The following is a 23,631-nucleotide window of genomic DNA, read 5'->3' as shown; positions in this document are numbered from 1 at the left end:
CACTCCGGGCGCCCCGACTTCGTCTGTCGCGGCGCCCTTTTTGTCTCTTTGAGGAGTAACGAATGAGTTACCGCGCCCCCGTCAAGGACATGCTCTTCAATATCCAGCACCTCGCCGGGCTTGAAACGCTAACCCACCAAGTCCCTGCCTTCGTCGACTTCGGTCTGGACACCGCCGCTGCCGTGCTGGAGGAGTGCGCCAAGCTGACCGAGGACGTCATCGCGCCGCTGAACTTCGAGGGCGACAAGAACCCGTCGAGCTGGAAGGACGGCGTGGTCACGACGACGCCCGGCTTCAAGCAGGCCTTCCGCGCCTATGCCGAAGGCGGCTGGCAGGGCCTGGTGCATCCGACCGAGTTCGGCGGCCAGGGCGCGCCCAAGACCATCGCCGCAGCCTGCAACGAGATGCTGCAGTCGGCGAACATGAGCTTCGCGCTGTGCCCGCTGCTGACCGACGGTGCCGTCGAGGCGCTGCTGACGGCCGGCAGCGACGAGCAGCGTGCGGTCTACATCCCCAAGCTGCTGGACGGCTCGTGGACGGGCACGATGAACCTGACCGAGCCGCAGGCCGGCTCCGACCTAGCGCTGGTGCGCACGCGCGCCGAGCCGCAGGGGGACGGCACGTACAAGATCTTCGGCACCAAGATCTTCATCACCTACGGTGAGCACGACATGGCCGAGAACATCGTCCACCTCGTGCTGGCCCGCGTGGTGGGCGCGCCGGAGGGCGTGAAGGGCATCAGCCTGTTTCTGGTGCCGAAGTTCCTCGTCAATGCGGATGGCTCGCTGGGTGCGCGCAACGACGCGCACTGCGTGTCCATCGAGCACAAGATGGGCATCAAGGCCAGCCCGACGGCGGTCCTTCAATTTGGCGACCACGGCGGCGCCATCGGCACGCTGATCGGCCAGGAGAACCGTGGCCTGGAGTACATGTTCATCATGATGAACGCGGCCCGCTACGGCGTGGGCCTGCAGGGCATCGCGATCGCCGACCGCGCCTATCAAAAGGCGGTGGCCTATGCCAAGGACCGCGTGCAGTCGCGCCCGGTCGACGGCTCCGTGGCCGGCAGCGCGGCCATCATCCACCACCCCGACGTGCGCCGCATGCTGATGACCATGCGCGCGCTGACCGAGGGCTGTCGCGCGATGGCGAGCACCGCAGCCGCAGCCTTCGACGCGGCCCACCACCACCCGGATGCCGACGCGCGCAAGCAGAACCAGGCCTTCTACGACTTCATGGTGCCGCTGGTGAAGGGCTACAGCACCGAGATGAGCCTGGAGGTCACGTCGCTGGGCGTGCAGGTGCATGGCGGCATGGGCTTCATCGAGGAGACCGGCGCGGCGCAGTACTACCGCGACGCCAAGATCCTGACCATCTACGAAGGCACGACGGCCATCCAGGCCAACGACCTCGTGGGCCGCAAGACGGCGCGCGACGGTGGCAGCCTGGCCCGCGCCGTGGCCGGCCAGATCGAGGCGACGGAAGCCGCGCTCGCCAAGCGCGACAGCGCCGCCGCGCGCGCCGTGCTGAAGGGCCTGCGTGCGTCGCGCGAGGACTACCTCGCCGTCGTCGACTTCATCGCCTCGCAGGCCAAGGGCAACCCCAACGCCGCCTATGCCGGCTCGGTGCCCTACCTGATGCTGGCCGGCAACCTCGTCGCCGGCTGGCAGCTGGCCCGCGCGCTGGTCGCCGCGGAAGACGCATTGGCGACTGACAAGGCCTTCATGGAAGCCAAGATCGCGACGGCGCGCTTCTACGCCGAGCACATCCTGCCGCGCACCGGCGCGCTGCGCACCGCCATCGTCGAAGGCGCGGACAGCGTCACGGCGTTGAGCCTCGAAGCCTTTTGAGGAGATTTGACTTGGCCCTGCCTCCCATCCTGAAGAACCTGCCGCTGCCGGTCATCGGCTCCCCGCTCTTCATCATCAGCAACCCCAGGCTCGTCATCGAGCAGTGCAAGGCCGGCATCGTCGGCGCCATGCCGGCGCTGAACGCCCGGCCGGCCGAGCAACTCGACGAGTGGCTGGCCGAGATCACGGAAACGCTGGCGGCCTGGAACCGCGACCACCCGGACCAGCCGGCAGCGCCCTTCGCCATCAACCAGATCGTGCACAAGAGCAATGAGCGGCTCGAGCACGACATGCAGGTCTGCGCCAAGTACAAGGTGCCCATCGTCATCACGTCGCTCGGCGCGCGTGAGGACGTGAACCAGGCCGTGCACGGCTGGGGCGGCATCGTGCTGCACGACATCATCAACAACAAGTTCGCACGCAAGGCCATCGAGAAGGGCGCCGACGGCCTGATCGCCGTGGCGGCGGGCGCGGGCGGCCACGCGGGCGTGAAGAGCCCGTTCGCGCTGGTGCAGGAGATCCGTGAATGGTTCGACGGCCCGCTGGCGTTGTCGGGCTCGATGGCGACCGGTGATGCGATCCTCGCCGCACAGGCCATGGGCGCCGACCTCGCCTACATCGGCTCGGCCTTCATCGCCACCGAGGAGGCCCGTGCCAGCGACGCGTACAAGCAGATGATCGTCGCCAGCAACAGCGACGACATCGTCTACAGCAACCTCTTCACCGGCGTGCACGGCAACTACCTGCGCGGCTCCATCGTGGCGGCTGGCATGGACCCGGACAACCTGCCCGAAAGCGACCCTAGCGCGATGAACTTCGGCGGCAGCGCCGCGAAGGCATGGAAGGAAATCTGGGGCAGCGGCCAGGGCATCGGCGCAGTACGCGAAGTGCTGCCAGCCGGGCAATTGGTCGCTCGCCTGAAGCGTGAATATCAGGCGGCGCGACAGCGCCTTGCCTTGGCCTGATTCGCGTCGGCTTCGCGAGCACGGCCGCCTGCGGGCGGCCGTTCGCTTGGGCATTCAGCGCTTGTGAATGCGCCAGGCAGGCAGCGTCCAACCCGTCCACAGCGCCAGGCCCCGCAGCATCACCGCTGTCGCGGCCGCGGCGCTGACGGCGGCCCATTCGGGCGCATCCAGCCGCACGGCTGCAACCAGCACCCAGCCGCCAACGAAGCTGCACAGCGCATAAGGCCGGTGATCGTGGAACGCGGCCGGGATCTCGTTGCAGACGATGTCCCGCAGCACGCCGCCGAAGGTCGCCGTAATGACGCCCATCAGCACAGCCACGATGGCCGGCTGGCCGGCATTCAGCGCCAGCAGCGCGCCGTTCGCCGTGAACAGGCCCAGCCCCAGCGCGTCGGGCCACTGGATGGCCTTCTCGGTCAGCGCGAGATGGCGCCCGCGCAGGAAGAGCATCGCGGCGAAGGACAGGCCCATCAGCGCCCACAGCCAATCCGCGTGCTCGACCCAGAAGAACGGCCGCCGGTCCAGCAGCACGTCGCGCAACGTGCCGCCACCGAAGGCCGACAGGCCCGCGACGACGCACAGGCCGACGACATCGAGCTGCTTGCGCGCGCCTGCCAGCAGGCCGGACAGCGCGAAGGCCAGCGTGGCCGCGATCTCGACGGTGGCTTGCAGCGTCGAGAAGTTGATGACAGGGGGGGTCACCCCCGCATCATTCCATCACTTCACGGTGGCCCAGCGTGCTTGCGGCGCGTCGTTGGCCGAGTGCGGGATCGTCACGCCGGCCTTCATCGCCCACGGCCGCACCTGGTGGTGGATGGGGATGAAGAGGAACTCGTCACGCGTGCGCTTGAGCGCCTCCTGCATCAGCGCCAGGCGCTTGGGCACGTCGGTCTCGACCTTCATCTGCTGCACCAGCGCGTCGATCCTGGCGTCGCTGACGCGCGAGAAGTTGCCCTTGCCGTCGGCGCCGCCGGTCTTGGTGTGGACGATGTCCTGCAGCGTGTACTGCGCATCGAAGGTCGTCACGCCCCAGCCGTACATGTACAGCGGCAGCTCGTAGCGCTGCAGCGCGGCCGAGTGCTGGGTCATGGGCTGCGTCGTCAGCTTGGCCTTCACGCCGATGCGCGCCCACATCGACACCACCGCCTGGCAGATTTCCTCGTCGTTGACGTAGCGGTCGTTCGGGCAGGCCAGCGGCACATCGAAGCCTTCCGCATAGCCGGCCTCCGTCATCAATTGCTTGGCGCGCGTCACGTCGGGCTTTGCCACCACATCGAGTTCGGCCGAATAGCCGTAGGCGACCGGCGCCACCATGACGGCGGCCGGGATGGACAGGCCGCGCATCAGGCTGCGCTTGATGGCCTCACGGTCGATGGCGAGCGACAGCGCCTCGCGTACGCGCTTGTCCTTGAACGGGTTCTTGCCTTTCACGCTCGCGCCCTTGATCTCGTCGCTGCCGACGTCCAGCGCGAAGAAGATCGTGCGGTTCTCCGGCCCCTCGATGACCTTCAGGCGCGGGTCGGCCTTGAGCTTGGCCACGTCCTGTGGCGGCAGGTCGGTCAGCAGGTCGAGGTCGCCCGACAGCAGCGCCGCCACGCGGGTCGCATCCGATTTGATGGGCAGGTAGGTCACTTCGGAGACGTTGCCGCTGGGCTTGTCCCACCAGTCCTTGTTGGCCACCATCGTGATGCGCTGGTCGGGCTGCCAGCTGACGACTTTGTAGGGTCCCGTGCCCATCGCGTTGCGCGAGGCATAGGTGTCCTCCTTGGCCTTGAAGTCCTGCGGGTTCTCCGAGCGGTTCTTGGTCGCCCAGGCCTTGCTGAGGATGCGCACGTAGGTCAGGTTGCGCATCAACACCGGGTTGGGGCCTTCGAGGACGAAGTCCACCGTGTGGCTGTCGATCTTCTTCACCTCCTTGATGCCGGAGGCGTAGATGATCATGTTGCTGGCCGGGTGCTTGATGCGCTGCAGGCTGAAGACCACGTCGTCCGCCGTGAAGGGCGTGCCGTCATGGAACTTCACGCCGCGGCGCAGCTCGAAGCGCACCTGTGTGGGCGTCACGTAGGTCCACTTGGCCGCCAGCGCCGGCTCGACGTCGAATTTCTCGGTGTAGCGCGTCAGGCTCTCGTAGACGTAGCCCGAGATCGTCGTCGTGGCCGAGTGGTTCTGCGAATGCGGGTCCAGCGTCTGGATGTCGTTCTGCGCGGCCCAGCGCAAGGTGTTCGCGCTGGCGAGGCTGCATGCCAGCAGCATGGCGGCGAGGGTGGTGAGCTTCTTCATTTGACGGTGGTGTACCTGGCTTCGAAGTAGTCGTTCGAGCGGTGGATGGTGTCCACGCCCGGCTTCATCGCCCAGGGTCGGATCTGGTGATGGATGGGGATGAAGAGCGCCTCGTCGCGGATGCGCAGCAGCGCCTCCTTGATCAGCGCATTGCGCTTGGGCACATCGGGCTCGAACTTGATCTTCTGGATCAGTTCATCCAGCTTGGCATCGCTGACCTTGCCAAAGTTGAAGTTGCCGTCCGCGCCGGTGGTGCGCGTGTGGCCCCAGGCCTGCATGCCGTACAGCGCGTCGTAGGTCGACACGCCCCAGCCCAGCATGTAGAACGGTGACTCGCCGCGCTGGAAGGTCTGGCTGTGCGTCGAGAACGGCGCCGCGATCAGGCGCACCTTCACGCCCACCTTGGCCCACATCGACACCGCCGCCTGGCAGACCTGCTCGTCGTTCACGTAGCGGTTGTTGGGGCAGTGCAGCGGCACCTCGAAGCCTTGCGGATAGCCGGCCTCCGCGAGCAGCTTGCGGGCCTTGCCGAGGTCGGGCTTCACGGGCGCGTCGAGCGCCGCGTCATAGCCGTTGACGCCCGGCGGGATCATCAGCGCCGCCGGCACCGACAGGCCGCGCATGATGCTGCGCTTGATGGCCTCGCGGTCCAGCGCCAGGTTCAGCGCCTCGCGCACGCGCTTGTCCTTGAACGGGTTCTTGCCCTTCACGCTGGCGTCGCGCAGCTCATCGCTGCCCTCGTCCATGACGAAGAAGATGGTGCGGATCTCCGGGCCTTCCAGCAGCTTGACCTTGCCTTCTTCCTTGAGCTTGAAGAAGTCCTGCGGTGGCAGGTCGGTAACGAGGTCGACGTCGCCCGACAGCAGCGCGGCCACGCGGGTCGGCGCGGACTTGATCGGCAGGTAGCTCAGCTCGGTGACGTTGCCGGGGTTCTTGTCCCACCAGTCGGTGTTGGCCACCATCTTGACGGCCTGGTCGGGCTGCCAGCTCACCAGCTTGTAGGGGCCGGTGCCGTTGGCGTTGCGCGAGGCGTAGTTCTCTTCCTTGGCCTTGTAGTCCTGCGTGTTGGTCGTGTTGTTCTTCGTCGACCACGCCTTGCTCATGATGGGGAAGCTGATGATGTTCTGCAGCAGCATCGGCGTGGGCGCTTCCAGCAGCAGATCGACGGTGTGGTCGTCGATCTTCTTGACCTCCTTGATGCCCGACACGTACGTCTGCTTCGTGCCCTGGGGCTGCGTGATGCGGCCGAAGCTGAAGACGACGTCGTCCGCGGTGAACGCCGAGCCATCGTGGAACTTGACGCCCTTGCGGAGGTCAAAGCGCACCTGCGTCTGCGAGACGTAGGTCCACTTGGTCGCCAGCGACGGCTCGGGCCGGTAGTTCTTGCCCAGGCGCGTCAGGCCCTCGTAGATGTGGGTGCCGATGGCGTTGGAGGTGTTGTGGTCCTGCGAATGCGGGTCCAGCGTCAGGATGTCATTCTGGGCGGCCCAGCGCAGCGCGGCGGCCTGGGCGCTGGTCACCGCGCCCAGCATCAGCGCGGCCAGCAGGGGGAGGAGTCGGAGGGAGGTTTTCATCGGGCATCCTTCGGGGGGCGGCAGAAGCCAAAAATACTAGCCGCCACATGTCGCGATCCGGCTAGGGCTTGCCCGCTACTTCTAGGGAGCAGTCGCAGCCGGTGCCGGAGGAAATCCAGCGCCGCACGAGCCAGTTGCCCAATCCTCCGACGAAGCCGCTCGGTTGCGCCGTCAGCGCCCCGCACACATAGCGTGCGCCGTCCCACCGCAGTGCAACGCACGCACCTTTGAGGCGCCGGCTCAGGACGGCGCCGAGCGGGCAGGGTTCGGCCAGGCAGCAAACGCCGCAGCCGTTGCACGGTTGCCCCAGCGCCGGCTTGGGCGGCGCGTCGGGGTGGATCTCGATGATGCGGTTCAGGTCTTCACGCCCAGCTCGCGCAGGCGTTCGTTGAGGTAGCTGTCCGCCGTGTAGCGGTCGCTCAGCACCACGTCGTCGCGCGGATGCAGGAACAGCGGCAGGGACACACGGCTCTTCTTCGCGCCTTCGCCGGTCGGGTTGACGACGCGGTGCTGGGTCGACGGGTAGTAGCCCTCGGAGGCCTCTTGCAGCATGTCGCCGATGTTGATGGTCAGCGTGCCGAAATCGCAGGGCACGTCATGCCAGGCGCCGTCGGTGCCCAGCACCTGCAGGCCCGGCTCGTTGGCGGCGGGCAGGATGGTCAGCAGGTTGATGTCGCCATGCGCCGCGGCGCGCAGCGAGCCCTCGGGCTCCTGGCCCGTCAGCGGCGGGTAGCGCAGCACGCGCAGCAGCGTCTTGGTGCTGCCCTGGATCATGTTCGACAGCGGCTCGCGATACCGGGCCGCGATGTCGGGCGGCGTGTAGCGCTCGACCCAGGACAGCAACTCCTCGGCCAGTGCATTCGCCTCGCGGTAGTAGGTGAGGGCGTCCTCCTTCAACTGCGGCGGGATGCGGCCCCAGGGGTAGATGTGGAAGTACTCCTTGATGTCCTTCTGCTTGGAGCCCTTCGCGGTTTCGGAGATCTCGGTCGAGAAATAACCGTCCTGCGTCTCCTTCGAGAACGCGAAGCCGTGCTTGGCCTCGCTGTTGAAGAAGGCCAGCCAGTCGGCGTAGATCTTCTCGACCAGCGCCTGGCGGATCGGATGGTTGGTCAGCACGCCGAAACCGGTTTCGTGCAGGGAGCGGGTGAACTTCTCGGCTGCGTCCGCAGCGCGGTAGTCGACGACCTGGACTTGCATGGGATCTCCTGAATGTCCCGCGCGACAACCATTCAATGTCGGGGCTGGCGCGAGCGCCAAGTTTACGAGTCCGTCAACTTTGTCGCGGCCTTTCCGACGTGTCGGGCAAACCCGAAGTGCTAGAGTTCGCGCCCTGAGACGTAAACCAGTCCTTCCCGTCCCTTTTGCTGTTGCCTCTGGCAATGGCGAAGGTGGGTCGCAATCCGCCAACCGGTCGAGCCGTGTCGCGGAAGGTTCTTCAACCAGCCAACTCCCTGGAAACCGGGGCATGAGGTGAGCGAAAGATGATGCAGCAATACAGGTCCAACTCCTACCTGTTCGGCGGTAATGCGCCGTATGTGGAGGAGATGTACGAGGCCTACCTCGACAACCCGGGCTCCGTGCCCGACAACTGGCGCGCCTACTTCGACGCGTTGCAGCATGTGCCGGCGGTCGACGGCAGCGAGGCCCGCGACGTGGCCCATGCGCCGGTGATCGAGTCCTTCGCCCAACGCGCCAAGGCCAACGCCTTCGCCAACAAGGCCAGCAGCGCCGACCTCGCCGTCGCCCGCAAGCAGGTCCACGTGCAGTCGCTGATCGCGGCCTACCGCTTCCTCGGCAACCGCTGGGCGGAGCTGGACCCCCTCAAGCGCGCCGAGCGCCCCAAGATTCCGGAACTGGACCCCGCGTTCTACGACCTGACCGAGTCCGACATGGACATCTCGTTCAGCGCCGTGAACAGCTACTTCGGCGGCGAGACGATGACGCTGCGCCAGATCGTGCAGGCGCTGCGCGAGACCTACTGCGGCTCCATCGGCTCCGAGTTCATGCACGGCTCCGACCCCGGCGAAAAGCGCTGGTGGCAGGAGCGCCTGGAGAAGGCACGCGGCAAGCCGTCCTTCACGGCCGAAGAGAAGAAGCACATCCTCGACCGGCTGACCGCGGCGGAAGGCCTGGAGCGCTACCTCCACACCAAGTACGTCGGCCAGAAGCGCTTCTCGCTGGAAGGCGGCGAGAGCTTCATCGCGGCGATGGACGAGCTGATCCAGCGCGGCGGCGAGCGCGGCGTACAGGAAATCGTCATCGGCATGGCCCACCGCGGCCGCCTGAACGTGCTGGTCAACACGCTGGGCAAGATGCCCGCCGACCTGTTCGCCGAGTTCGAGCACAAGGCCGCCGAGGACCTGCCGGCCGGCGACGTGAAGTACCACCAGGGCTTCAGCTCCGACGTGTCCACGCCTGGCGGCCCGGTGCACCTGTCGCTGGCCTTCAACCCCTCCCACCTCGAGATCGTCAACCCGGTCGTCGAAGGCAGCGTGCGCGCCCGCCAGGACCGCCGCGGCGACAGCGAAGGCGCCCAGGTGCTGCCGGTGCTGGTGCACGGTGACGCAGCCTTCGGTGGCCAGGGCGTCGTGCAGGAAACGCTGGCGATGGCGCAGACCCGCGGCTACCGCACCGGCGGCACGGTCCACATCGTCATCAACAACCAGATCGGCTTCACCACCAGCGACCCGCGCGACCTGCGCTCCACCTGGTACTGCTCCGACGTCGTCAAGATGATCGAAGCCCCGGTGCTGCACGTGAACGGCGACGACCCCGAGGCCGTCGTGTGGGCCATGCAACTGTGCATGGACTACCGCGTCGAGTTCAAGAAGGACGTGGTGCTGGACATCGTCTGCTTCCGCAAGCTGGGCCACAACGAGCAAGACACGCCGGCACTCACGCAGCCGCTGATGTACAAGAAGATCGGTGCCCACCCCGGCACGCGCAAGGTCTATGGCGACAAGCTCGTCGCCCAGGGCGTGCTGCCGCCCGAGGGCCCGGACGATATGGTCAAGGCCTACCGCGCCGCCATGGACGAAGGCCGCCACACCGTCGACCCGGTGCTGACCAACTTCAAGAGCAAGTTCGCCACGGACTGGTCGCCCTTCCTGGGCAAGAAGTGGACCGACAGCTGCGACACCGCCGTCCCCGTGACCGAGTGGAAGCGCCTGGCTGAGAAGCTGACCACGCTGCCCAAGGACTTCGCCGCGCACAACCTGGTGCAGAAGCTCTACGCAGACCGCGCTGCGATGGGCCGTGGAGAGGTCAACGTCGACTGGGGCATGGGCGAGAGCATGGCTTTCGCGTCGCTGGTCGCGTCGGGCTACCCGGTGCGCCTGTCCGGCGAGGACAGCGGCCGCGGCACGTTCACGCACCGTCACGCGGTCCTGCACGATCAGAACCGCGCCAACTGGGACGCCGGCACCTACATCCCGCTGCAGAACGTCGCTGACGGCCAGGCACCGTTCACCGTCATCGACTCCATCCTGAGTGAAGAAGCGGTGCTGGGCTTCGAATACGGCTACGCCGCCGCCGAGCCCAACACGCTGACCATCTGGGAAGCGCAGTTCGGCGACTTCGTCAACGGCGCGCAGGTCGTCATCGACCAGTTCATCGCCTCCGGCGAAGTGAAGTGGGGCCGCTCCAACGGCCTGACGATGATGCTGCCGCACGGCTATGAAGGCCAGGGCCCCGAGCACAGCTCAGCCCGCCTGGAGCGCTTCATGCAGCTGGCCGCGGACAACAACATGCAGATCGTGCAGCCCACCAACGCCGCGCAGATCTTCCATGTGCTGCGCCGCCAGATGCTGCGCATGTTCCGCAAGCCGCTGGTCATCATGACCCCCAAGAGCCTGCTGCGTGCCAAGGACGCCACCTCGCCGCTGGCCGACTTCACCAAGGGTGAGTTCAAGACCGTCATCGGCGAGCAGGACGCGAGCGTGAACGCCGAGAAGGTCAAGCGCGTCATCGTGTGCTCGGGCAAGGTCTATTACGACCTGGTGCGTGCGCGTGCCGAGAAGAAGGCCACCGACGTGGCCATCGTGCGCGTCGAGCAGCTCTATCCCTTCCCGCACAAGGCCTTCGCGGCAGAGCTGAAGAAGTACCCCAACGCCACCGACATCGTCTGGTGCCAGGACGAGCCGCAGAACCAGGGCGCCTGGTTCTTCGTGCAGCACTACGTGCACGAGAACATGAGCGAAGGCCAAAAGCTCGGCTACGCCGGCCGCCCGGCCAGCGCCAGCCCGGCCTGCGGCTACGCGCACCTGCACCAGGAGCAGCAGAAGGCGCTGCTGGATCAGGCGTTCGCCAAGCTCAAGGGCTTCATCCTCACCAAATAAGACCGCAACGCGCAGCGCCCTCCACAGGCGCTGCGTTCGCTCGCGCCTGCACCCCATACCCAAATAGAAGACACGGAGCCTCCCACCATGGCCATCGTTGACGTCCAAACCCCCCAGTTCTCCGAATCCGTTTCCGAGGGCACGCTGCTGACCTGGAAGAAGAAGCCCGGCGAAGCCGTCACCGTCGACGAGACCCTCGTCGAGATCGAGACCGACAAGGTCGTGCTCGAAGTGCCCGCTCCCGCCTCCGGCGTGCTGGCCGAAATCGTCAAGGCCGACGGCAGCACCGTCGTCAGCCAGGAGTTGCTGGCCAAGATCGACACCGAAGGCAAGGCCGGCGTTGCGGCGCCTGCACCCGCCGCCGCTGCAGCCGCGCCTGCCGCTGCCCCCGCCGCTGCGGCGAACAAGGGCGACGTGGCCATGCCTGCCGCCGCCAAGATCCTGGCTGAGAAGGGCCTGTCTGCCACCGACGTCGCCGGCTCCGGCAAGGACGGCCGCGTGACTAAGGGCGACGCGCTCAGCGCTGCCGCCAAGCCCGCCGCCGTGGCCGCGCCGCTGGTCGTGCCCGCCGCGCCTTCTGTGGCCAAGCCGCTGCCGGCCGTGGCCGCGCCGGTGCAGCCCAACCTGGGCGACCGCCCCGAGCAGCGCGTGCCCATGACCCGCCTGCGCGCCCGCGTTGCCGAGCGCCTGCTGCAGTCGCAGTCCACCAACGCCATCCTGACCACCTTCAACGAAGTCAACATGGCCCCGGTCATGGAGATGCGCAAGAAGTTCCAGGAGAAGTTCGAGAAGGAACACGGCGTGAAGCTGGGCTTCATGAGCTTCTTCGTCAAGGCGGCCGTCGCGGCGCTGAAGAAGTACCCGATCATCAACGCGTCCGTCGATGGCAACGACATCGTCTACCACGGCTACTTCGACATCGGCATCGCCGTCGGCTCGCCGCGCGGCCTGGTCGTGCCCGTGCTGCGCAACGTCGACCAGATGAGCTTCGCCGACATCGAGAAGAAGATCGCCGAGTTCGGCGCCAAGGCCAAGGAAGGCAAGCTGTCCATCGACGAGCTGACCGGCGGCACCTTCTCCATCTCGAACGGCGGCACCTTCGGTTCGATGCTGTCCACGCCCATCATCAACCCGCCGCAGTCGGCCATCCTGGGCGTGCACGCCACCAAGGACCGCGCGGTGGTCGAGAACGGCCAGGTCGTCGTGCGCCCGATCAACTATCTCGCCATGTCGTATGACCACCGCATCATCGACGGCCGCGAGGCCGTGCTGGGCCTGGTGACGATGAAGGAAGCGCTCGAGGATCCCGCTCGTCTGCTGTTCGACATCTAAGCGAAGGAACGATCAGCATGAGCACCAAGCAATTCGACGTCGTCGTCATCGGCGGCGGCCCTGGCGGCTACATCGCCGCCATCCGCGCGGCCCAGCTGGGCATGAACGTGGCCTGTATCGACGAGTGGAAGAACGACAAGGGCGGTCCCGCCCTCGGCGGCACCTGCACCAACGTCGGCTGCATCCCGTCCAAGGCGCTGCTGCAGTCCAGCGAGCACTACGAGCACCTGAACCACCACTTCGCCGACCACGGCATCACGGCGGACAACGTCAAGATCGACGTCGCCAAGATGCTGGCCCGCAAGGACCAGGTCGTGAAGCAGAACAACGACGGCATCGTCTACCTGTTCAAGAAGAACAAGGTCACGTTCTTCCACGGGCGTGGTTCGTTCGTCGCCGCCAAGGATGGCGGTTATGAACTCAAGGCCGGCGAGGAAACGATCCAGGCCAAGCAGGTCGTCGTCGCCACCGGCTCCAACGCCCGCGCGCTGCCCGGCGTGCCGTTCGACGAAGAGAACATCCTGTCCAACGACGGCGCGCTGCGCGTCGGCGCGACGCCCAAGAAGCTGGGCCTGATCGGCGCCGGCGTCATCGGCCTGGAGATGGGCTCGGTCTGGCGCCGCCTGGGCGCGGAGGTCACCGTGCTGGAAGGCCTGCCGGCCTTCCTGGGCGCGGTCGATGAGTCCGTCGCCAAGGAAGCCGCCAAGGTCTTCAAGAAGCAGGGCCTGGACATCCAGCTCGGCGTGAAGGTCGGCGAGGTCAAGACGTCCAAGAAGGGCGTCAGCGTCGCCTACGCCGACGCCAAGGGCGAGGCCAAGACGCTGGACGTCGACAAGCTCATCGTCTCCATCGGCCGCGTGCCGAACACCATCGGCCTTGGGGCCGACGCGGTGGGCCTGAAGCTCGACGAGCGTGGCGCCATCGTCGTGGACGACGAGTGCAAGACCAACCTGCCGGGCGTCTGGGCCATCGGCGACGTCGTGCGCGGCCCCATGCTGGCGCACAAGGCCGAGGAAGAGGGCGTGGCGGTGGCCGAGCGCATGGCCGGCCAGCACGGGCACGTCAACTTCAACACCATCCCCTGGGTCATCTACACCAGCCCCGAGATCGCCTGGGTCGGCAAGACCGAGCAGCAGTTGAAGGCCGAAGGCGTGGCCTACAAGGCCGGCCAGTTCCCCTTCCTGGCCAACGGCCGCGCGCGGGCGCTGGGCGACACGACCGGCTTCGTCAAGTTCCTGGCCGACGCCAAGACCGACGAGATCCTGGGCGTGCACATCATCGGCCCGTTCGCGTCGGAGCTGATCTCCGAGGCCGTCGTCGCGATGGAGTTCAAGGCCTCGGCCGAGGACATCGCCCGCATCTGCCACGCGCACCCGTCGCTGAGTGAGGCGACCAAGGAAGCCGCGCTGGCCGTCGACAAGCGCACGCTGAATTTCTGATCCAGCAGCGCAAGCAACAAGGGGCGGCCAGACAGTCGCCCCTTTTTCTTCCATGACCAGCGTCACCGAGCTTTACCAGCAGACCCTCGCCGAGCGCGGCTACCAGGCCGACGCCGCGCAGCTGCGCGCCATCGAAGCGCTGCAGCGCTGCCAGGACGAATGGGCCAGCTACAAGGCCCGCCGCGCCAATGCGGTGACCAAACTGCTGGTGCGCCCGCCCATCCCGCGGGGCGTCTACATGTACGGTGGCGTGGGCCGCGGCAAGAGCTTCCTGATGGACTGCTTCTTCCAGGCCGTGCCGCTCACGCGCAAGACGCGGCTGCATTTCCACGAATTCATGCGCGAGGTGCACCGCGAGCTGCAGGAGCTCAAGGGCATCGCCGACCCGCTGGAGGAGCTCGGCAAGCGCATCGCGCGGCGCTTCCGGCTGATCTGCTTCGACGAGTTCCACGTCGCCGACGTGACCGACGCGATGATCCTGCACCGGCTGCTGGACGCGCTGTTCCGCAACCGCGTGAGCATCGTCACGACGTCCAACTTCCACCCCGACGAGCTGTACCCCAACGGCCTGCACCGCGACCGCATCCTGCCGGCCATCGAGCTGCTGAAGGCCCAGCTGGAGGTCATCAATGTCGATGCCGGCACCGACTACCGGCGCCGCACGCTGGAGGACATGAACCTCTACCTGACGCCATTGAACGACGCGACCGGGGCGGCCCTCACGAAGGCCTTCGAGTCGCTCGCCGAAGCCCAGGACGAGGATCGCAAGCTGATGATCGAGCACCGCGCGATCTACGCGAAGCGCCGCGCCGGCGGCGTCGTCTGGTTCGACTTCCAGACGCTCTGCGGCGGTCCGCGCTCGCAGAACGACTACCTCGAGCTGGCCAGCCAGTTCCACACCGTCATCCTGTCCGACGTGCCGGAGATGCCGGTGCGCCTGGCCAGCGAGGCGCGCCGCTTCACGTGGCTGGTGGACGTGCTCTACGACCGCCGTGTGAAGCTCATCATCTCGGCCGCCGTGCCGGCCGAGCAGCTCTACACCGAGGGCCCGTTGGCGCATGAGTTCCCGCGCACCGTGTCACGCTTGCAGGAAATGCGTTCGGCGGAGTACCTTGCGCTGGCCCGCCGTGAAGTCGACACCTCGCTGACCTGATGACCACCTTGCTGATCCTGCTCGCCGCCGCCGCGGCATCTGCACCCATGAGCCAGCCCGCGACACGCGCGGAGGTTGCCGCCCAGCGTGCCGCGGTCGAGCAGCGCTTCGCGCGCGAGAAGGCCGAATGCGAACAGCGCTTTGCGGTCAGCCCCTGCCTGGAGGACCTGCGCAAACGCCGCCAGGACGCGTTGGCGCCGCTGACCCGCCACGAGCATGAACTCGCCGCCGAGGAGCGCCGTGCCCGCGCGGCCGCGCAGAAGCAGCGCGTGACCGAACGCGAACTGGCCGCGGCCCAGGACGAAGGCCAGCGCCGCGAGCGCCTGCTCGTCGCGCCGCCCCCGTTGCCGCCGTCGACACCTGCTTCCCATGCCACTCGGGCGCGCAGCCCCGAGGAGGCGGAGCGCCGCCGCCGCCAGGCCGCCGACAAGGCCGAGGCGGATGCGGCGAAACGGCGCGAGCGAGCTCAGGAGCGCGAGCAGCGCATGCAGCAGCGCATCGCCGAACACGAGGCGCGGCAGAAGAACCGCAGCAAGCCGCCGGCCGCGCCGCTGCCCTTGCCGGGCGCATCGGCGGCATCGGCAGCGAGATGATCAGTCGAGGTTCTCGAGCTTGACGATGGCGAGCGACAGGTTGTCGCCGCCGCCGCGGGCACGCTGGCGCGCCTTGCTGACCAGCAGTTCCGCCGCTTCGCGCGGGGGCAGGCTGTAGAGCACGCTGCCGAGCTCCTGGGCGGTGAAGTAGTGCCACAGGCCGTCGCTGCAGCACATCAGCGTGTCGCCGACCTCCAGCCCCTCGAAGCGCTCCGCGGTCGACGTCGGGTCCTGCACCGTGCCCAGGCAGGCGGTCAGCAGGTTGCTCTGCGGGTGCGCGCTGGCCTCGGCCTCGCTCAGTTGCCCCTCGTCGACGAGGCGCTGGACGTAGGAATGGTCCATGGAGCGCTTGACCAGGCGCGCGCCGCGGAACCAGTAGATGCGCGAGTCGCCGGAGTGGATCCAGTGCACGCAGCGGTCGCTGGTGACGACGAAACCGGCGATGGTGCTGTGCGGCTCCTCCTCGGCGGAGATGGCCGTCAGCTTGATCATCAGGTGCGCCTCGGACGTGATCTGGCCCAGCAGCTCGGCCGGCGATTCGTCCTGGGTGGAGTAGCGCTCGAACAGCTGTTGCGCGGTCAGGATGACCTGGTCCGCCGCCTTGCGGCCGCCGCTCTTGCCCCCCATGCCGTCGGCCACGATGCCCATCATGCAGCCCTCGATGCGAGGGTGGGCGATGACGGCCACCTGGTCCTGCTGGTAAGCCCGGTCCCCGCGATGGGTGCCTGTGGCGGCGGTGAGTCGGAATCCGACGGCGGTGGTGGCGGGCATGTCGAAAACTATACTGGCCGGTGAGCTTCCGCCCCGCTTTCCCCTGCGCCATAAACCCTCGGATGGATGAACAACTTCACTCGTTGCCGCGGCGGCTCATCGAGTTGCGCATCGAGCATGCCGACCTCGACGCGATGATCGACCGGCTCACCGGGCAGTCGCCCGTGGACGAGTTGGCACTGCAGCGGCTGAAGAAGCGCCGCCTGGCGCTGCGCGACATGATTGCGCGGCTTGAGGCCACCACCGAGCCCGATGACCTCGCCTGAATCGGCCTCGACCGATCACGACCTCGATGACTGGCTGGACGCCCTGGACGGCGCGACGCCGCCTGCGCCGCTGGCCACCGATGAGCTGGAGCAGGCCGTCGAGGCGGCCTTCGATATGGGCGGCCCGCTGGCGCGGCTGGACCCTGGTTACAAGCCGCGCGAGCAGCAGCTGCAGATGAGCCGCGCGGTCGCCCGGGCACTGGGCCGCCGGCAAGCCCTGGTCGTCGAAGCCGGCACTGGCGTCGGCAAGACCTTCGCCTACCTCGTGCCGGCGCTGCTGGCCGGCAGCCGCGCCCTGATCAGCACTGCCACCAAGAGCCTGCAGGACCAGCTCTTCCTGCGCGACCTGCCGCGGCTGACGAAGGCGCTGAACACGCCCGTGCGCCTGGCGCTGCTGAAGGGCCGCGGCAGCTACCTGTGCCTGCACCGCATGAAGGAGGCGCGCGTCTCCGGCGAGTTCCCGGACCGCCGGACCGCGCTGTCGCTGGCCCGCATCGAACGCTGGGCCCTGGGCACCGCGACCGGGGACTTCGCCGAGATCGACGGCCTGGACGAGCGCTCGCCCATCATCCCCATCGTCAGCTCCAGCCGCGAGAACTGCCTGGGCCAGGACTGCCCCGACTGGAAGAGCTGCTACGTCGTCAAGGCCAGGCGCGAGGCGATGGAGGCCGACGTCGTCGTCGTCAACCACCACCTCTTCTTCGCCGACGTGACACTGCGCGACACCGGCGTCGCCGAGCTGCTGCCCAGCGTCGAGATCGCCATCTTCGACGAGGCCCACCAGCTGGCGGAGGCCGGCGTGCAATTCCTGGGCACGCTGCTGGGCACGGCGTCGTTGATCGACTTCGCCCGCGACGTGCTGGCCCAGGGCCTGGCGCATGCGCGCGGTGTGCACGACTGGCAGGCCCTGCATGCCGGCGTCGAGAAGGCGGCGCGCGAGCTGCGCCTGGCTGCGGCCGGCCCGCTCGCCACTGCGGGGCGGGAGCTGCGCGGCACGCTCAAGCTCGGCTGGCGCGAACGGGCTGGCGCCCCGGGCTTCGGCGCGGCGCTGGCCGGTGTCGAGCAGGCCTGCGTGCAGGCCCTGGAGGCGTTGACCGCGGTGCGCGAAGCCGCGCCCGACTTCGCGCGGCTGTGCGAGCGCGCCCAGCAGCTGCGCGACCTGGCCAGGCAATTCGCCGCCGAGCCGGACCCGGGCGACGTGCGCTGGATCGACATCAGCCCGCATGCAGCGCGCCTCGTCGAGTCGCCGCTGGACATCCGCGAGGCCATGCAGCAGCAGCTCGAAGGCGCGCCCAAGGCCTGGGTCTTCACATCGGCGACGCTGGGCGACGACGAAGGCCTGACGTGGTTCACGGAGCCCGCCGGGCTGACCGAGGCCGAGACGCTGCGCGTCGGCAGCCCGTTCGACTACCCGGCCCATGCGCGCCTATACGTGCCGAGGGGGTTCCCCAAGCCCAGCGAGCCGACGCACCCGGCCAGCGTCGCGCTGCTGGCCTCGCGGCTGGCCGGAGCGCTCGGGGGCCGCACCTTCGTGCTGACGACCACGCTGCGCAATCTGCAGACCGTAGCTGACGCGCTGCGCGAGCGCTTCGAAGCCGCGGGCGCCGCCATCGCCGTGCTGCAACAGGGTGCGGCGCCCAAGCGCGTGCTGCTGCAACGCTTCATCGACAACCCGGCGTCCGTCCTCGTCGGCTCGGCCAGTTTCTGGGAAGGCATCGACGTGCCGGGCGATGCGCTGCAATGCGTCGTCATCGACAAGCTGCCGTTCCCGCCGCCCAACGACCCGCTGGTGGAAGCGCGCGTGAAGCGGCTGGAGGCGCAGGGGCGCAATGCCTTCTCGGAGTACTTCGTCGCCGAGGCGGCCATCGCGCTCAAGCAGGGCGCCGGGCGGCTGATCCGCACCGAGACCGACCGCGGCCTGCTGGTGGTGTGCGACCCGCGCATGGCCGGCATGAACTACGGCCGTCGCCTGCGCGCCGCGTTGCCGCCGATGACGGCGGTGGCCAACGAGGCCGAGGCGCTGGCCTGGCTGCAATTGCTCAACGAAGGGCGGACCTGACAGTCGTTCCGAGTTTGCGGGCCGAGCGCCGGGCCGCCCCAAGCCGGCCCGCGCTGGCGATGTGCATGCGGCTCGATGCCGCATGCATCGCCGCCCCCTAGGGGGACAGACTGGGCTTGCCCGCGTTCAGCGCGGCAAGACCAGGCGAGGGGCTACCACAGCTGCCACCAGGGCTTCTTGCGATTGGCGCCGCCGCTGGCGTACTTGCTGTCGGGGAAGTTCTTGTCCAGCACGCGGCGCGCGTCGTCGCGCAACTGGGTGAGGCCGAGCTTGTCGTAGCTCTCGCCCATGATGAACAGCGCTTCCTCGATGCCAGGTGCGTGCTGGAACTCGGCCACCGCCGATTGCGCGCGGTTGGCCGCAGCCACATACGCCTTGCGGTTGTAGTAGTAGCGCGCCACGTGGATCTCGTAGGCCGCCAGCGTGTTGGTGATGAAGTTGATCCGCGTCGTCGCCTCGGCGGCGTACTTGGACTCGGGGAACTGCTCGACGAGTTGCTGGAACGCCAGCAGCGCCTCGCGCGAGGCCTGCTGGTCGCGCTCGGACACGTCCTGGTTGGCCAGGCGGCCGAACAGGCCCAGGTCCTCGTTGAAGTTGACGACGCCCTTCATGTAGAGCGCGTAGTCCAGCGCCGGGCTGGACGGGTTCAGCTTGATGAAGCGGTCCAACGTCGCGATCGCCTGGGCGCGCTCGGCGGTGCGGTAGTAGGCCCAGGCCAGATCCAGCGTGGCCTGCTGGCCCATGGTGGTGCCGGCGGCGCGGCCTTCGATCCGTTCCAGCGACTTGATGGCCCGGTCGTAGCTGCCGGAGTTCAGGTCGTCCTTGGCGTCTGCATACAATTTGTCCAGCGCCGCCTGGGAGTTCGGGTCCTCCTTGGCCGTGGAGCCGCAGCCGCTCATGCCAAGCGCGAACGCCATCAGGACAGTGCCGGCGACGACGCGGGCGGCCTTGAATTTCTCAACAAACATGTCTGAAGTCGACGGCGATGCTGCCGGCTGGTCGCAAGGAACAATGGACGCGGAGTATAGGGTGGGGGGTCAGGACGACTTCGAGCCGGAGGCTGAAGAAACCAGCGACGCCGAACGGCGCGGCGCCGAGGTCGATGCGGCCGGCCATGGCGAGCGGCTGGACCGCTGGCTGACCGGCCTGGCGCCCGAGTTCTCGCGCAATCACCTGCAGGCGCTCATCGAGCGCGGCTGCGTCGTGACGGACGGCAAGCCCGTCACCAAGCCCGCGCACAAGCTGCGCGCCGGCCAGCGCGTCGAGATCGAACTGCAGCCGACCGACGAGAGCCGCGCCTTCCGCGCCGAGGTGATGGCGCTGGACTGCACCTACGAGGACGAGCACCTGCTGGTCGTCGACAAGCCGGCCGGCCTGGTCGTGCATCCGGCACCGGGCAACTGGTCGGGCACGCTGATGAACGGCCTGCTGGCGCGCCACCCGCTGGCCGCCACGTTGCCGCGTGCCGGCATCGTGCATCGCCTGGACAAGGACACCAGCGGCCTGATGGTTGTCGGCAAGACGCTGGAGGCCGTCACCGCGCTGAGCCGCCAGATCGCCGCGCGCGAGGTGCACCGCGAGTACCTCGCATTGGCCTGGGGCCGCGTCGAGGAGGCCTTCGTCGTCGAGCAGGCGCTGCGCCGCGACCCGGTGTCGCGCGTGAAGATGGCCGTCGCACCGGCCAACCTTGGCAAGCCGGCGCGTACCGACGTCTTCCCGCTCGGCGTGGGCGAGGTGCAAGGGCGGCCGGTCAGTGCCGTCCATTGCGTGCTGCACACGGGCCGCACCCACCAGATCCGCGTGCACCTGACGCACAGCGGCCATCCCCTCGTGGCGGACGCGTTGTACGGCGGCGTGCCGGCCCTGGGCATGAGCCGGCAGGCGCTGCACGCGGCGCGCCTGGGCTTCACGCATCCGATCACCCATGAAGCGCTCACGCTGCGTGCGCCGCTGCCCGCGGACCTCGCCGCCGCATGGGCGGAAATCGGCGCGGACGGGCTGCCGGATTGACGTGGCTACAATGCAACCCGGTTGTCGTGGCAGCCAGCGCGCCCTGAAGTCGACCAGACGGGCGCGACCCGCGCGGTCAGCAGTCCATCCGCCCGCCGGTCAACCACCCCGCATGCGCCCCGCTGGAAGGCTGTTGAGTCCCCCGGTGGCGCCCGGACAGACCCCGTCCGCTTGTGCCTGAGGAACGCTGCCAGCGCCCAGGCCGGGACGGATTGCCAGACTTGGCTTGATGAGGGCGCATTTGCGTTCATGAACACCCAGGATGCCAAGCGCGTCCTCGAGACCGCGCTGATCTGTGCCTCGCAACCGCTGACGCTGCGCGAGATGCGCAGCCTGTTCGCCGACGAACTCGGCGCCGACAGCGTGCGCAGCCTGCTCGACGAACTGACGCGCGACTGGGAAGGCAAGGGCGTGGAACTCGTCGCGCTGGCCTCCGGCTGGCGCTTCCAGAGCCGGCCCGAGCTGCGCGAGTACCTCGACCGGCTGCATCCCGAGAAGCCGCCGCGCTATTCGCGTGCGGTGCTGGAGACGCTGGCTATCATTGCCTATCGCCAGCCGGTCACGCGCGGCGACATCGAGGACATCCGCGGTGTCGTGGTCGCGAGCCAGATCGTCAAGCAGCTCGAGGACCGCGGCTGGATCGAGGCCATCGGCCACCGCGAGACGCCGGGCCGCCCGGCGCTGTACGCGACGACCAAGGCTTTCCTGGACGACCTGGGCCTGGCCAGCCTGGAACAGCTGCCGGCGCTGGACGTCGGCACCGAGCCCCCCGCCTTCGAGGCGTTGCAGGGCCGGCTGCTGGACGACACCGCCGAAGCCGCGGCCGCCGAGCCGGCGCCCGACGTGCCGGCTGAATTGCCTGCCGAAGTGCCCACCGAAACCCCCGCCGAGGCGCCCGCACCGTCGCAAAGCCTGTTCGGCGACGACGGCACGCCCGCGCTTCCCAATCCCGACCCCAACGATCCGCCCCCCCAACCCCAGCCCGAATCCGCATGAACGACGCTGCCGATCAAGACAAGCCCCTGCCTCCCGCCGCCGACGCCGAGGCGCCCGCGCCCAAGCGGCGCCGCACGACGGCCAAGGCCGCGGTGGACACCGCCCCCGAAGCCGCGCCCGAAGCCGCGCCCGCGGTGGCCGAAGCCGCCGCGCCGGTGAAGCGCACGCGCCGCAAGGCCGACGCGGACGAGGCCGCCGCAGCGCCGGTGGCCGCGCCGGCCGAGGACGCACCGGCGCCGGCCCGCAAGCGTGCGCCGCGCAAGACCGCGGTCGCCGTCGCAGCCGAGGAGGCCGTGCCGGCGGTCGTCGCCGAGGCGCCGGCATCGGTGCCCGTCGCGGCGCCTGCGCCGATCTTCACGCTGGCCGAGGACGCCCCGGCCGCGGTCGATGCGGGCGGTGATGCGGATGATGGCGAGGAGGGGGAAGGCGAGGGCGAAGACGGTGAGCGTAGCGGCCGCGGCCGCAACCGTCGGCGCAACCGCAAGGAGCGCGCCGAGCGCCAGGGTGCCGCGTCTGTGGCTGCTGGGGGTGCTGACGACCTCCCCGGTCCGGTGCTGGCGCCGGAACTCGTCGAGGCCGCGGGGGCGCGCTTCGCCGATGTGCTGTCGGGGAATCTGGATGCGGAGTCCGAAGGTCCGGTCGGTGAACTGCCGACGCTGCGGCCGGAGACGACCGAGGGCGACGAGGTGGGCGAGGGCGAGAGCAAGCGCGTGCTGGCAGCGGACGCCGACGCGCCCAAGCTGCAGAAGGTGCTGGCGCAGTCCGGCATCGGCTCGCGCCGCGACATCGAGGAGTGGATCGCCGAGGGCAAGATCGAGGTGAACGGCGAGGTCGCCCATGTCGGCCAGCGCATCTCCTTCGGCGACCGTGTGCGTGTCAATGGGAAGGACGTGCGCGTGCGCATCTCGCCGCCCAACCCGCGCATCCTGGCTTATCACAAGCCCACCGGCGAGGTCTCGACCTTCAACGACCCCGAAGGACGCCCGACCGTGTTCCGCACGCTGCCGCGCGTGCAAGGCCAGAAGTGGCAGTCCGTCGGCCGCCTGGACATCAACACCGAAGGCCTGCTGCTGTTCACCAACTCCGGCGAGCTGGCCAACCAGCTGATGCACCCGCGTTTCGGCGTCGAGCGCGAGTACGCGGCCCGCGTGCTGGGTTCGCTCAGCGACGAGCAGCGCGCCAAGCTGCTGCAGGGCGTCAACGTCGAGGGCCAGGTGGCGTCGTTCAAGAGCATCGAGGACGGCGGCGGCGAAGGCGCCAACCGCTGGTACCGCGTCGTCATCACCGAAGGCCGCAACCGCGAGGTGCGCAAGCTCTTCGAGGCGGTCGGCATGGTCGTCAGCCGGCTGATCCGCATCCGCTACGGCACGGTGGTGCTGCCCCGCGGCCTCAAGCGCGGCGTGTGGGTGGAACTGGGCGACGACGACGTGCGCGTCATCCGCCGCCTGGCCGGCCACACCTCCAACGCCGGCCAGGGGCAGGGCCTGAGCCAAGGCGGCCAAGGCGGCCCAGGCAAGGGCCAGCAACCGCCGCTGCAGGGCAACAAGCACGACCGCAACAAGCGCCGCTCCGACGACCGCCACGGTGGCGTCGGCCCGCGCCCCAGCCGCCCGCCGGAGCCGCAGCAGCCGCGCCCGCCGCGCGAGGAACGTGCCCAACGCCGCGAGGACGGCGACGAGCGCGAGGACGACGACTTCATCCCGCATCACGTCAATCCGCTGGAGCAGACCTTCGATCGCCGTCATGCCACCAGCGGCAAGCGCGGCATCCCGCAGGGCTTTGGTGCCGGCGGCAGCCAGCAGGGCAACCGGCCCGGCAAGGGCGGCGGCAACAAGGGCAACGGCCCGCGTGAGCCCGACCCGCTGCAGACCGCGGTGGGCTACATCGGTGGCGACGCCTTCCTGCGCCGCGGCGGCGGCGGTGGTGGCCGTGGCGGCAAGGGTGGCGGCGGTGGCGGTGGCGGTGGCCGCTCGGGTGGCGGTTTCGGCGGCCGGCACCGTTGAGTG

18 protein-coding genes are annotated in these 23,631 nt (G+C 68.5%); 12 read left to right on the top strand and 6 right to left on the bottom strand.

What is annotated here, in order from left to right:
* Positions 1–62: 62 nt before the first annotated feature.
* Both ASD35_RS05620 and ASD35_RS05615 read left to right on the top strand, forming a co-directional pair.
* Complete coding sequence (locus ASD35_RS05620; protein WP_056873904.1) at positions 63–1,850, top strand: acyl-CoA dehydrogenase; 1,788 nt, start codon at positions 63–65, stop codon at positions 1,848–1,850.
* 11 nt (positions 1,851–1,861) lie between these two features.
* Entirely contained in the window at positions 1,862–2,815 is a 954-nt protein-coding gene (locus ASD35_RS05615) for a nitronate monooxygenase family protein (protein WP_056873903.1), read from the top strand.
* 54 nt (positions 2,816–2,869) lie between these two features.
* Here ASD35_RS05615 and ASD35_RS05610 read toward each other — a convergent pair whose 3' ends face one another.
* The 4 genes from ASD35_RS05610 to ASD35_RS05595 form a co-directional block, all read right to left on the bottom strand.
* Complete coding sequence (locus tag ASD35_RS05610) at positions 2,870–3,517, bottom strand: trimeric intracellular cation channel family protein (RefSeq protein ID WP_056873902.1); 648 nt, start codon at positions 3,515–3,517, stop codon at positions 2,870–2,872.
* A 15-nt stretch (positions 3,518–3,532) separates the two neighbouring features.
* Positions 3,533–5,095 carry an ABC transporter substrate-binding protein gene (locus ASD35_RS05605; protein WP_056873901.1) on the bottom strand — a complete coding sequence of 521 codons (1,563 nt, stop codon included), beginning with the start codon at positions 5,093–5,095 and terminating at the stop codon, positions 3,533–3,535.
* Complete coding sequence (locus ASD35_RS05600; protein ID WP_056873900.1) at positions 5,092–6,669, bottom strand: ABC transporter substrate-binding protein; 1,578 nt, start codon at positions 6,667–6,669, stop codon at positions 5,092–5,094. The genes ASD35_RS05605 and ASD35_RS05600 overlap by 4 nt, the downstream gene beginning before the upstream one ends.
* 354 nt (positions 6,670–7,023) lie before the next feature.
* Positions 7,024–7,866 carry an isopenicillin N synthase family oxygenase gene (locus ASD35_RS05595; RefSeq protein WP_056873899.1) on the bottom strand — a complete coding sequence of 281 codons (843 nt, stop codon included), beginning with the start codon at positions 7,864–7,866 and terminating at the stop codon, positions 7,024–7,026.
* Positions 7,867–8,150: 284 nt separating this feature from the next.
* On the opposite strand from ASD35_RS05595, the gene ASD35_RS05590 reads away from it, so the two are divergent.
* From ASD35_RS05590 to ASD35_RS05570, 5 genes are all read left to right on the top strand, one after another.
* Positions 8,151–11,006: a 2-oxoglutarate dehydrogenase E1 component gene (locus ASD35_RS05590; protein WP_056873898.1), complete on the top strand. Its 2,856-nt coding sequence runs from the start codon at positions 8,151–8,153 to the stop codon at positions 11,004–11,006.
* 87 nt (positions 11,007–11,093) lie between these two features.
* A complete protein-coding gene (gene odhB, locus ASD35_RS05585) occupies positions 11,094–12,338 on the top strand; it encodes a 2-oxoglutarate dehydrogenase complex dihydrolipoyllysine-residue succinyltransferase (RefSeq protein ID WP_056873897.1) in 1,245 nt (414 codons plus the stop codon).
* Positions 12,339–12,355: 17 nt separating this feature from the next.
* Entirely contained in the window at positions 12,356–13,777 is a 1,422-nt protein-coding gene (gene lpdA / locus ASD35_RS05580; RefSeq protein ID WP_056873896.1) for a dihydrolipoyl dehydrogenase, read from the top strand.
* A gap of 52 nt (positions 13,778–13,829) precedes the next feature.
* A complete protein-coding gene (zapE, locus tag ASD35_RS05575; RefSeq protein ID WP_056873895.1) occupies positions 13,830–14,930 on the top strand; it encodes a cell division protein ZapE in 1,101 nt (366 codons plus the stop codon).
* Entirely contained in the window at positions 14,930–15,523 is a 594-nt protein-coding gene (locus tag ASD35_RS05570) for a hypothetical protein (RefSeq protein WP_056873894.1), read from the top strand. Before zapE ends, ASD35_RS05570 begins: the two co-directional genes overlap by 1 nt.
* On the opposite strand, the gene ASD35_RS05565 is transcribed toward ASD35_RS05570, so the two are convergent.
* On the bottom strand, positions 15,524–16,294 hold the full coding sequence (locus tag ASD35_RS05565) for a PP2C family serine/threonine-protein phosphatase (protein WP_056873893.1): 771 nt from the start codon (positions 16,292–16,294) through the stop codon (positions 15,524–15,526).
* Between the two features lie 62 nt (positions 16,295–16,356).
* On the opposite strand from ASD35_RS05565, the gene ASD35_RS05560 reads away from it, so the two are divergent.
* A complete protein-coding gene (locus tag ASD35_RS05560) occupies positions 16,357–16,560 on the top strand; it encodes a YdcH family protein (RefSeq protein WP_056873892.1) in 204 nt (67 codons plus the stop codon).
* 115 nt (positions 16,561–16,675) lie between these two features.
* Positions 16,676–18,619 carry an ATP-dependent DNA helicase gene (locus tag ASD35_RS05555; RefSeq protein ID WP_056874606.1) on the top strand — a complete coding sequence of 648 codons (1,944 nt, stop codon included), beginning with the start codon at positions 16,676–16,678 and terminating at the stop codon, positions 18,617–18,619.
* Between the two features lie 152 nt (positions 18,620–18,771).
* Here ASD35_RS05555 and ASD35_RS05550 read toward each other — a convergent pair whose 3' ends face one another.
* Positions 18,772–19,587 (bottom strand): outer membrane protein assembly factor BamD, encoded by an 816-nt coding sequence (locus tag ASD35_RS05550; RefSeq protein ID WP_056873891.1) that lies wholly within the window; start codon positions 19,585–19,587, stop codon positions 18,772–18,774.
* 43 nt (positions 19,588–19,630) lie between these two features.
* On the opposite strand from ASD35_RS05550, the gene ASD35_RS05545 reads away from it, so the two are divergent.
* The 3 genes from ASD35_RS05545 to ASD35_RS05535 all read left to right on the top strand — a co-directional run bounded on the left by ASD35_RS05545 (position 19,631) and on the right by ASD35_RS05535 (position 23,628).
* Positions 19,631–20,629, top strand: coding sequence for an RluA family pseudouridine synthase (locus tag ASD35_RS05545; RefSeq protein WP_056873890.1), 999 nt, complete (start codon positions 19,631–19,633; stop codon positions 20,627–20,629).
* A gap of 249 nt (positions 20,630–20,878) precedes the next feature.
* Positions 20,879–21,625, top strand: a complete 747-nt coding sequence (gene scpB / locus ASD35_RS05540) for an SMC-Scp complex subunit ScpB (protein ID WP_082579934.1) — start codon at positions 20,879–20,881, stop codon at positions 21,623–21,625.
* Entirely contained in the window at positions 21,622–23,628 is a 2,007-nt protein-coding gene (locus ASD35_RS05535) for a pseudouridine synthase (RefSeq protein WP_056873889.1), read from the top strand. Before scpB ends, ASD35_RS05535 begins: the two co-directional genes overlap by 4 nt.
* Positions 23,629–23,631 lie beyond the last annotated feature (3 nt).

The sequence above is a fragment of the Pelomonas sp. Root1444 genome, assembly GCF_001426885.1.
Taxonomy (GTDB): Bacteria; Pseudomonadota; Gammaproteobacteria; order Burkholderiales; family Burkholderiaceae_C; genus Pelomonas.
Note: the sequence above shows the minus strand (reverse complement) of the source record. Positions and strands in the feature narration are given on the sequence as shown.

Excerpts from the sequence above, each read along its gene's own strand:
- ASD35_RS05620 (WP_056873904.1), top strand. The coding sequence starts at position 63 with ATGAGTTACCGCGCCCCCGTCAAGGACATGCTCTTCAATATCCAGCAC.
- ASD35_RS05605 (WP_056873901.1), bottom strand. The coding sequence starts at position 5,095 with ATGAAGAAGCTCACCACCCTCGCCGCCATGCTGCTGGCATGCAGCCTC.
- ASD35_RS05600 (WP_056873900.1), bottom strand. The coding sequence starts at position 6,669 with ATGAAAACCTCCCTCCGACTCCTCCCCCTGCTGGCCGCGCTGATGCTG.
- ASD35_RS05595 (WP_056873899.1), bottom strand. The coding sequence starts at position 7,866 with ATGCAAGTCCAGGTCGTCGACTACCGCGCTGCGGACGCAGCCGAGAAG.
- ASD35_RS05590 (WP_056873898.1), top strand. The coding sequence starts at position 8,151 with ATGATGCAGCAATACAGGTCCAACTCCTACCTGTTCGGCGGTAATGCG.
- odhB (WP_056873897.1), top strand. The coding sequence starts at position 11,094 with ATGGCCATCGTTGACGTCCAAACCCCCCAGTTCTCCGAATCCGTTTCC.
- lpdA (WP_056873896.1), top strand. The coding sequence starts at position 12,356 with ATGAGCACCAAGCAATTCGACGTCGTCGTCATCGGCGGCGGCCCTGGC.
- zapE (WP_056873895.1), top strand. The coding sequence starts at position 13,830 with ATGACCAGCGTCACCGAGCTTTACCAGCAGACCCTCGCCGAGCGCGGC.
- ASD35_RS05570 (WP_056873894.1), top strand. The coding sequence starts at position 14,930 with ATGACCACCTTGCTGATCCTGCTCGCCGCCGCCGCGGCATCTGCACCC.
- ASD35_RS05565 (WP_056873893.1), bottom strand. The coding sequence starts at position 16,294 with ATGCCCGCCACCACCGCCGTCGGATTCCGACTCACCGCCGCCACAGGC.
- ASD35_RS05560 (WP_056873892.1), top strand. The coding sequence starts at position 16,357 with ATGGATGAACAACTTCACTCGTTGCCGCGGCGGCTCATCGAGTTGCGC.
- ASD35_RS05555 (WP_056874606.1), top strand. The coding sequence starts at position 16,676 with ATGGGCGGCCCGCTGGCGCGGCTGGACCCTGGTTACAAGCCGCGCGAG.
- ASD35_RS05550 (WP_056873891.1), bottom strand. The coding sequence starts at position 19,587 with ATGTTTGTTGAGAAATTCAAGGCCGCCCGCGTCGTCGCCGGCACTGTC.
- ASD35_RS05545 (WP_056873890.1), top strand. The coding sequence starts at position 19,631 with ATGGACGCGGAGTATAGGGTGGGGGGTCAGGACGACTTCGAGCCGGAG.
- scpB (WP_082579934.1), top strand. The coding sequence starts at position 20,879 with ATGAACACCCAGGATGCCAAGCGCGTCCTCGAGACCGCGCTGATCTGT.
- ASD35_RS05535 (WP_056873889.1), top strand. The coding sequence starts at position 21,622 with ATGAACGACGCTGCCGATCAAGACAAGCCCCTGCCTCCCGCCGCCGAC.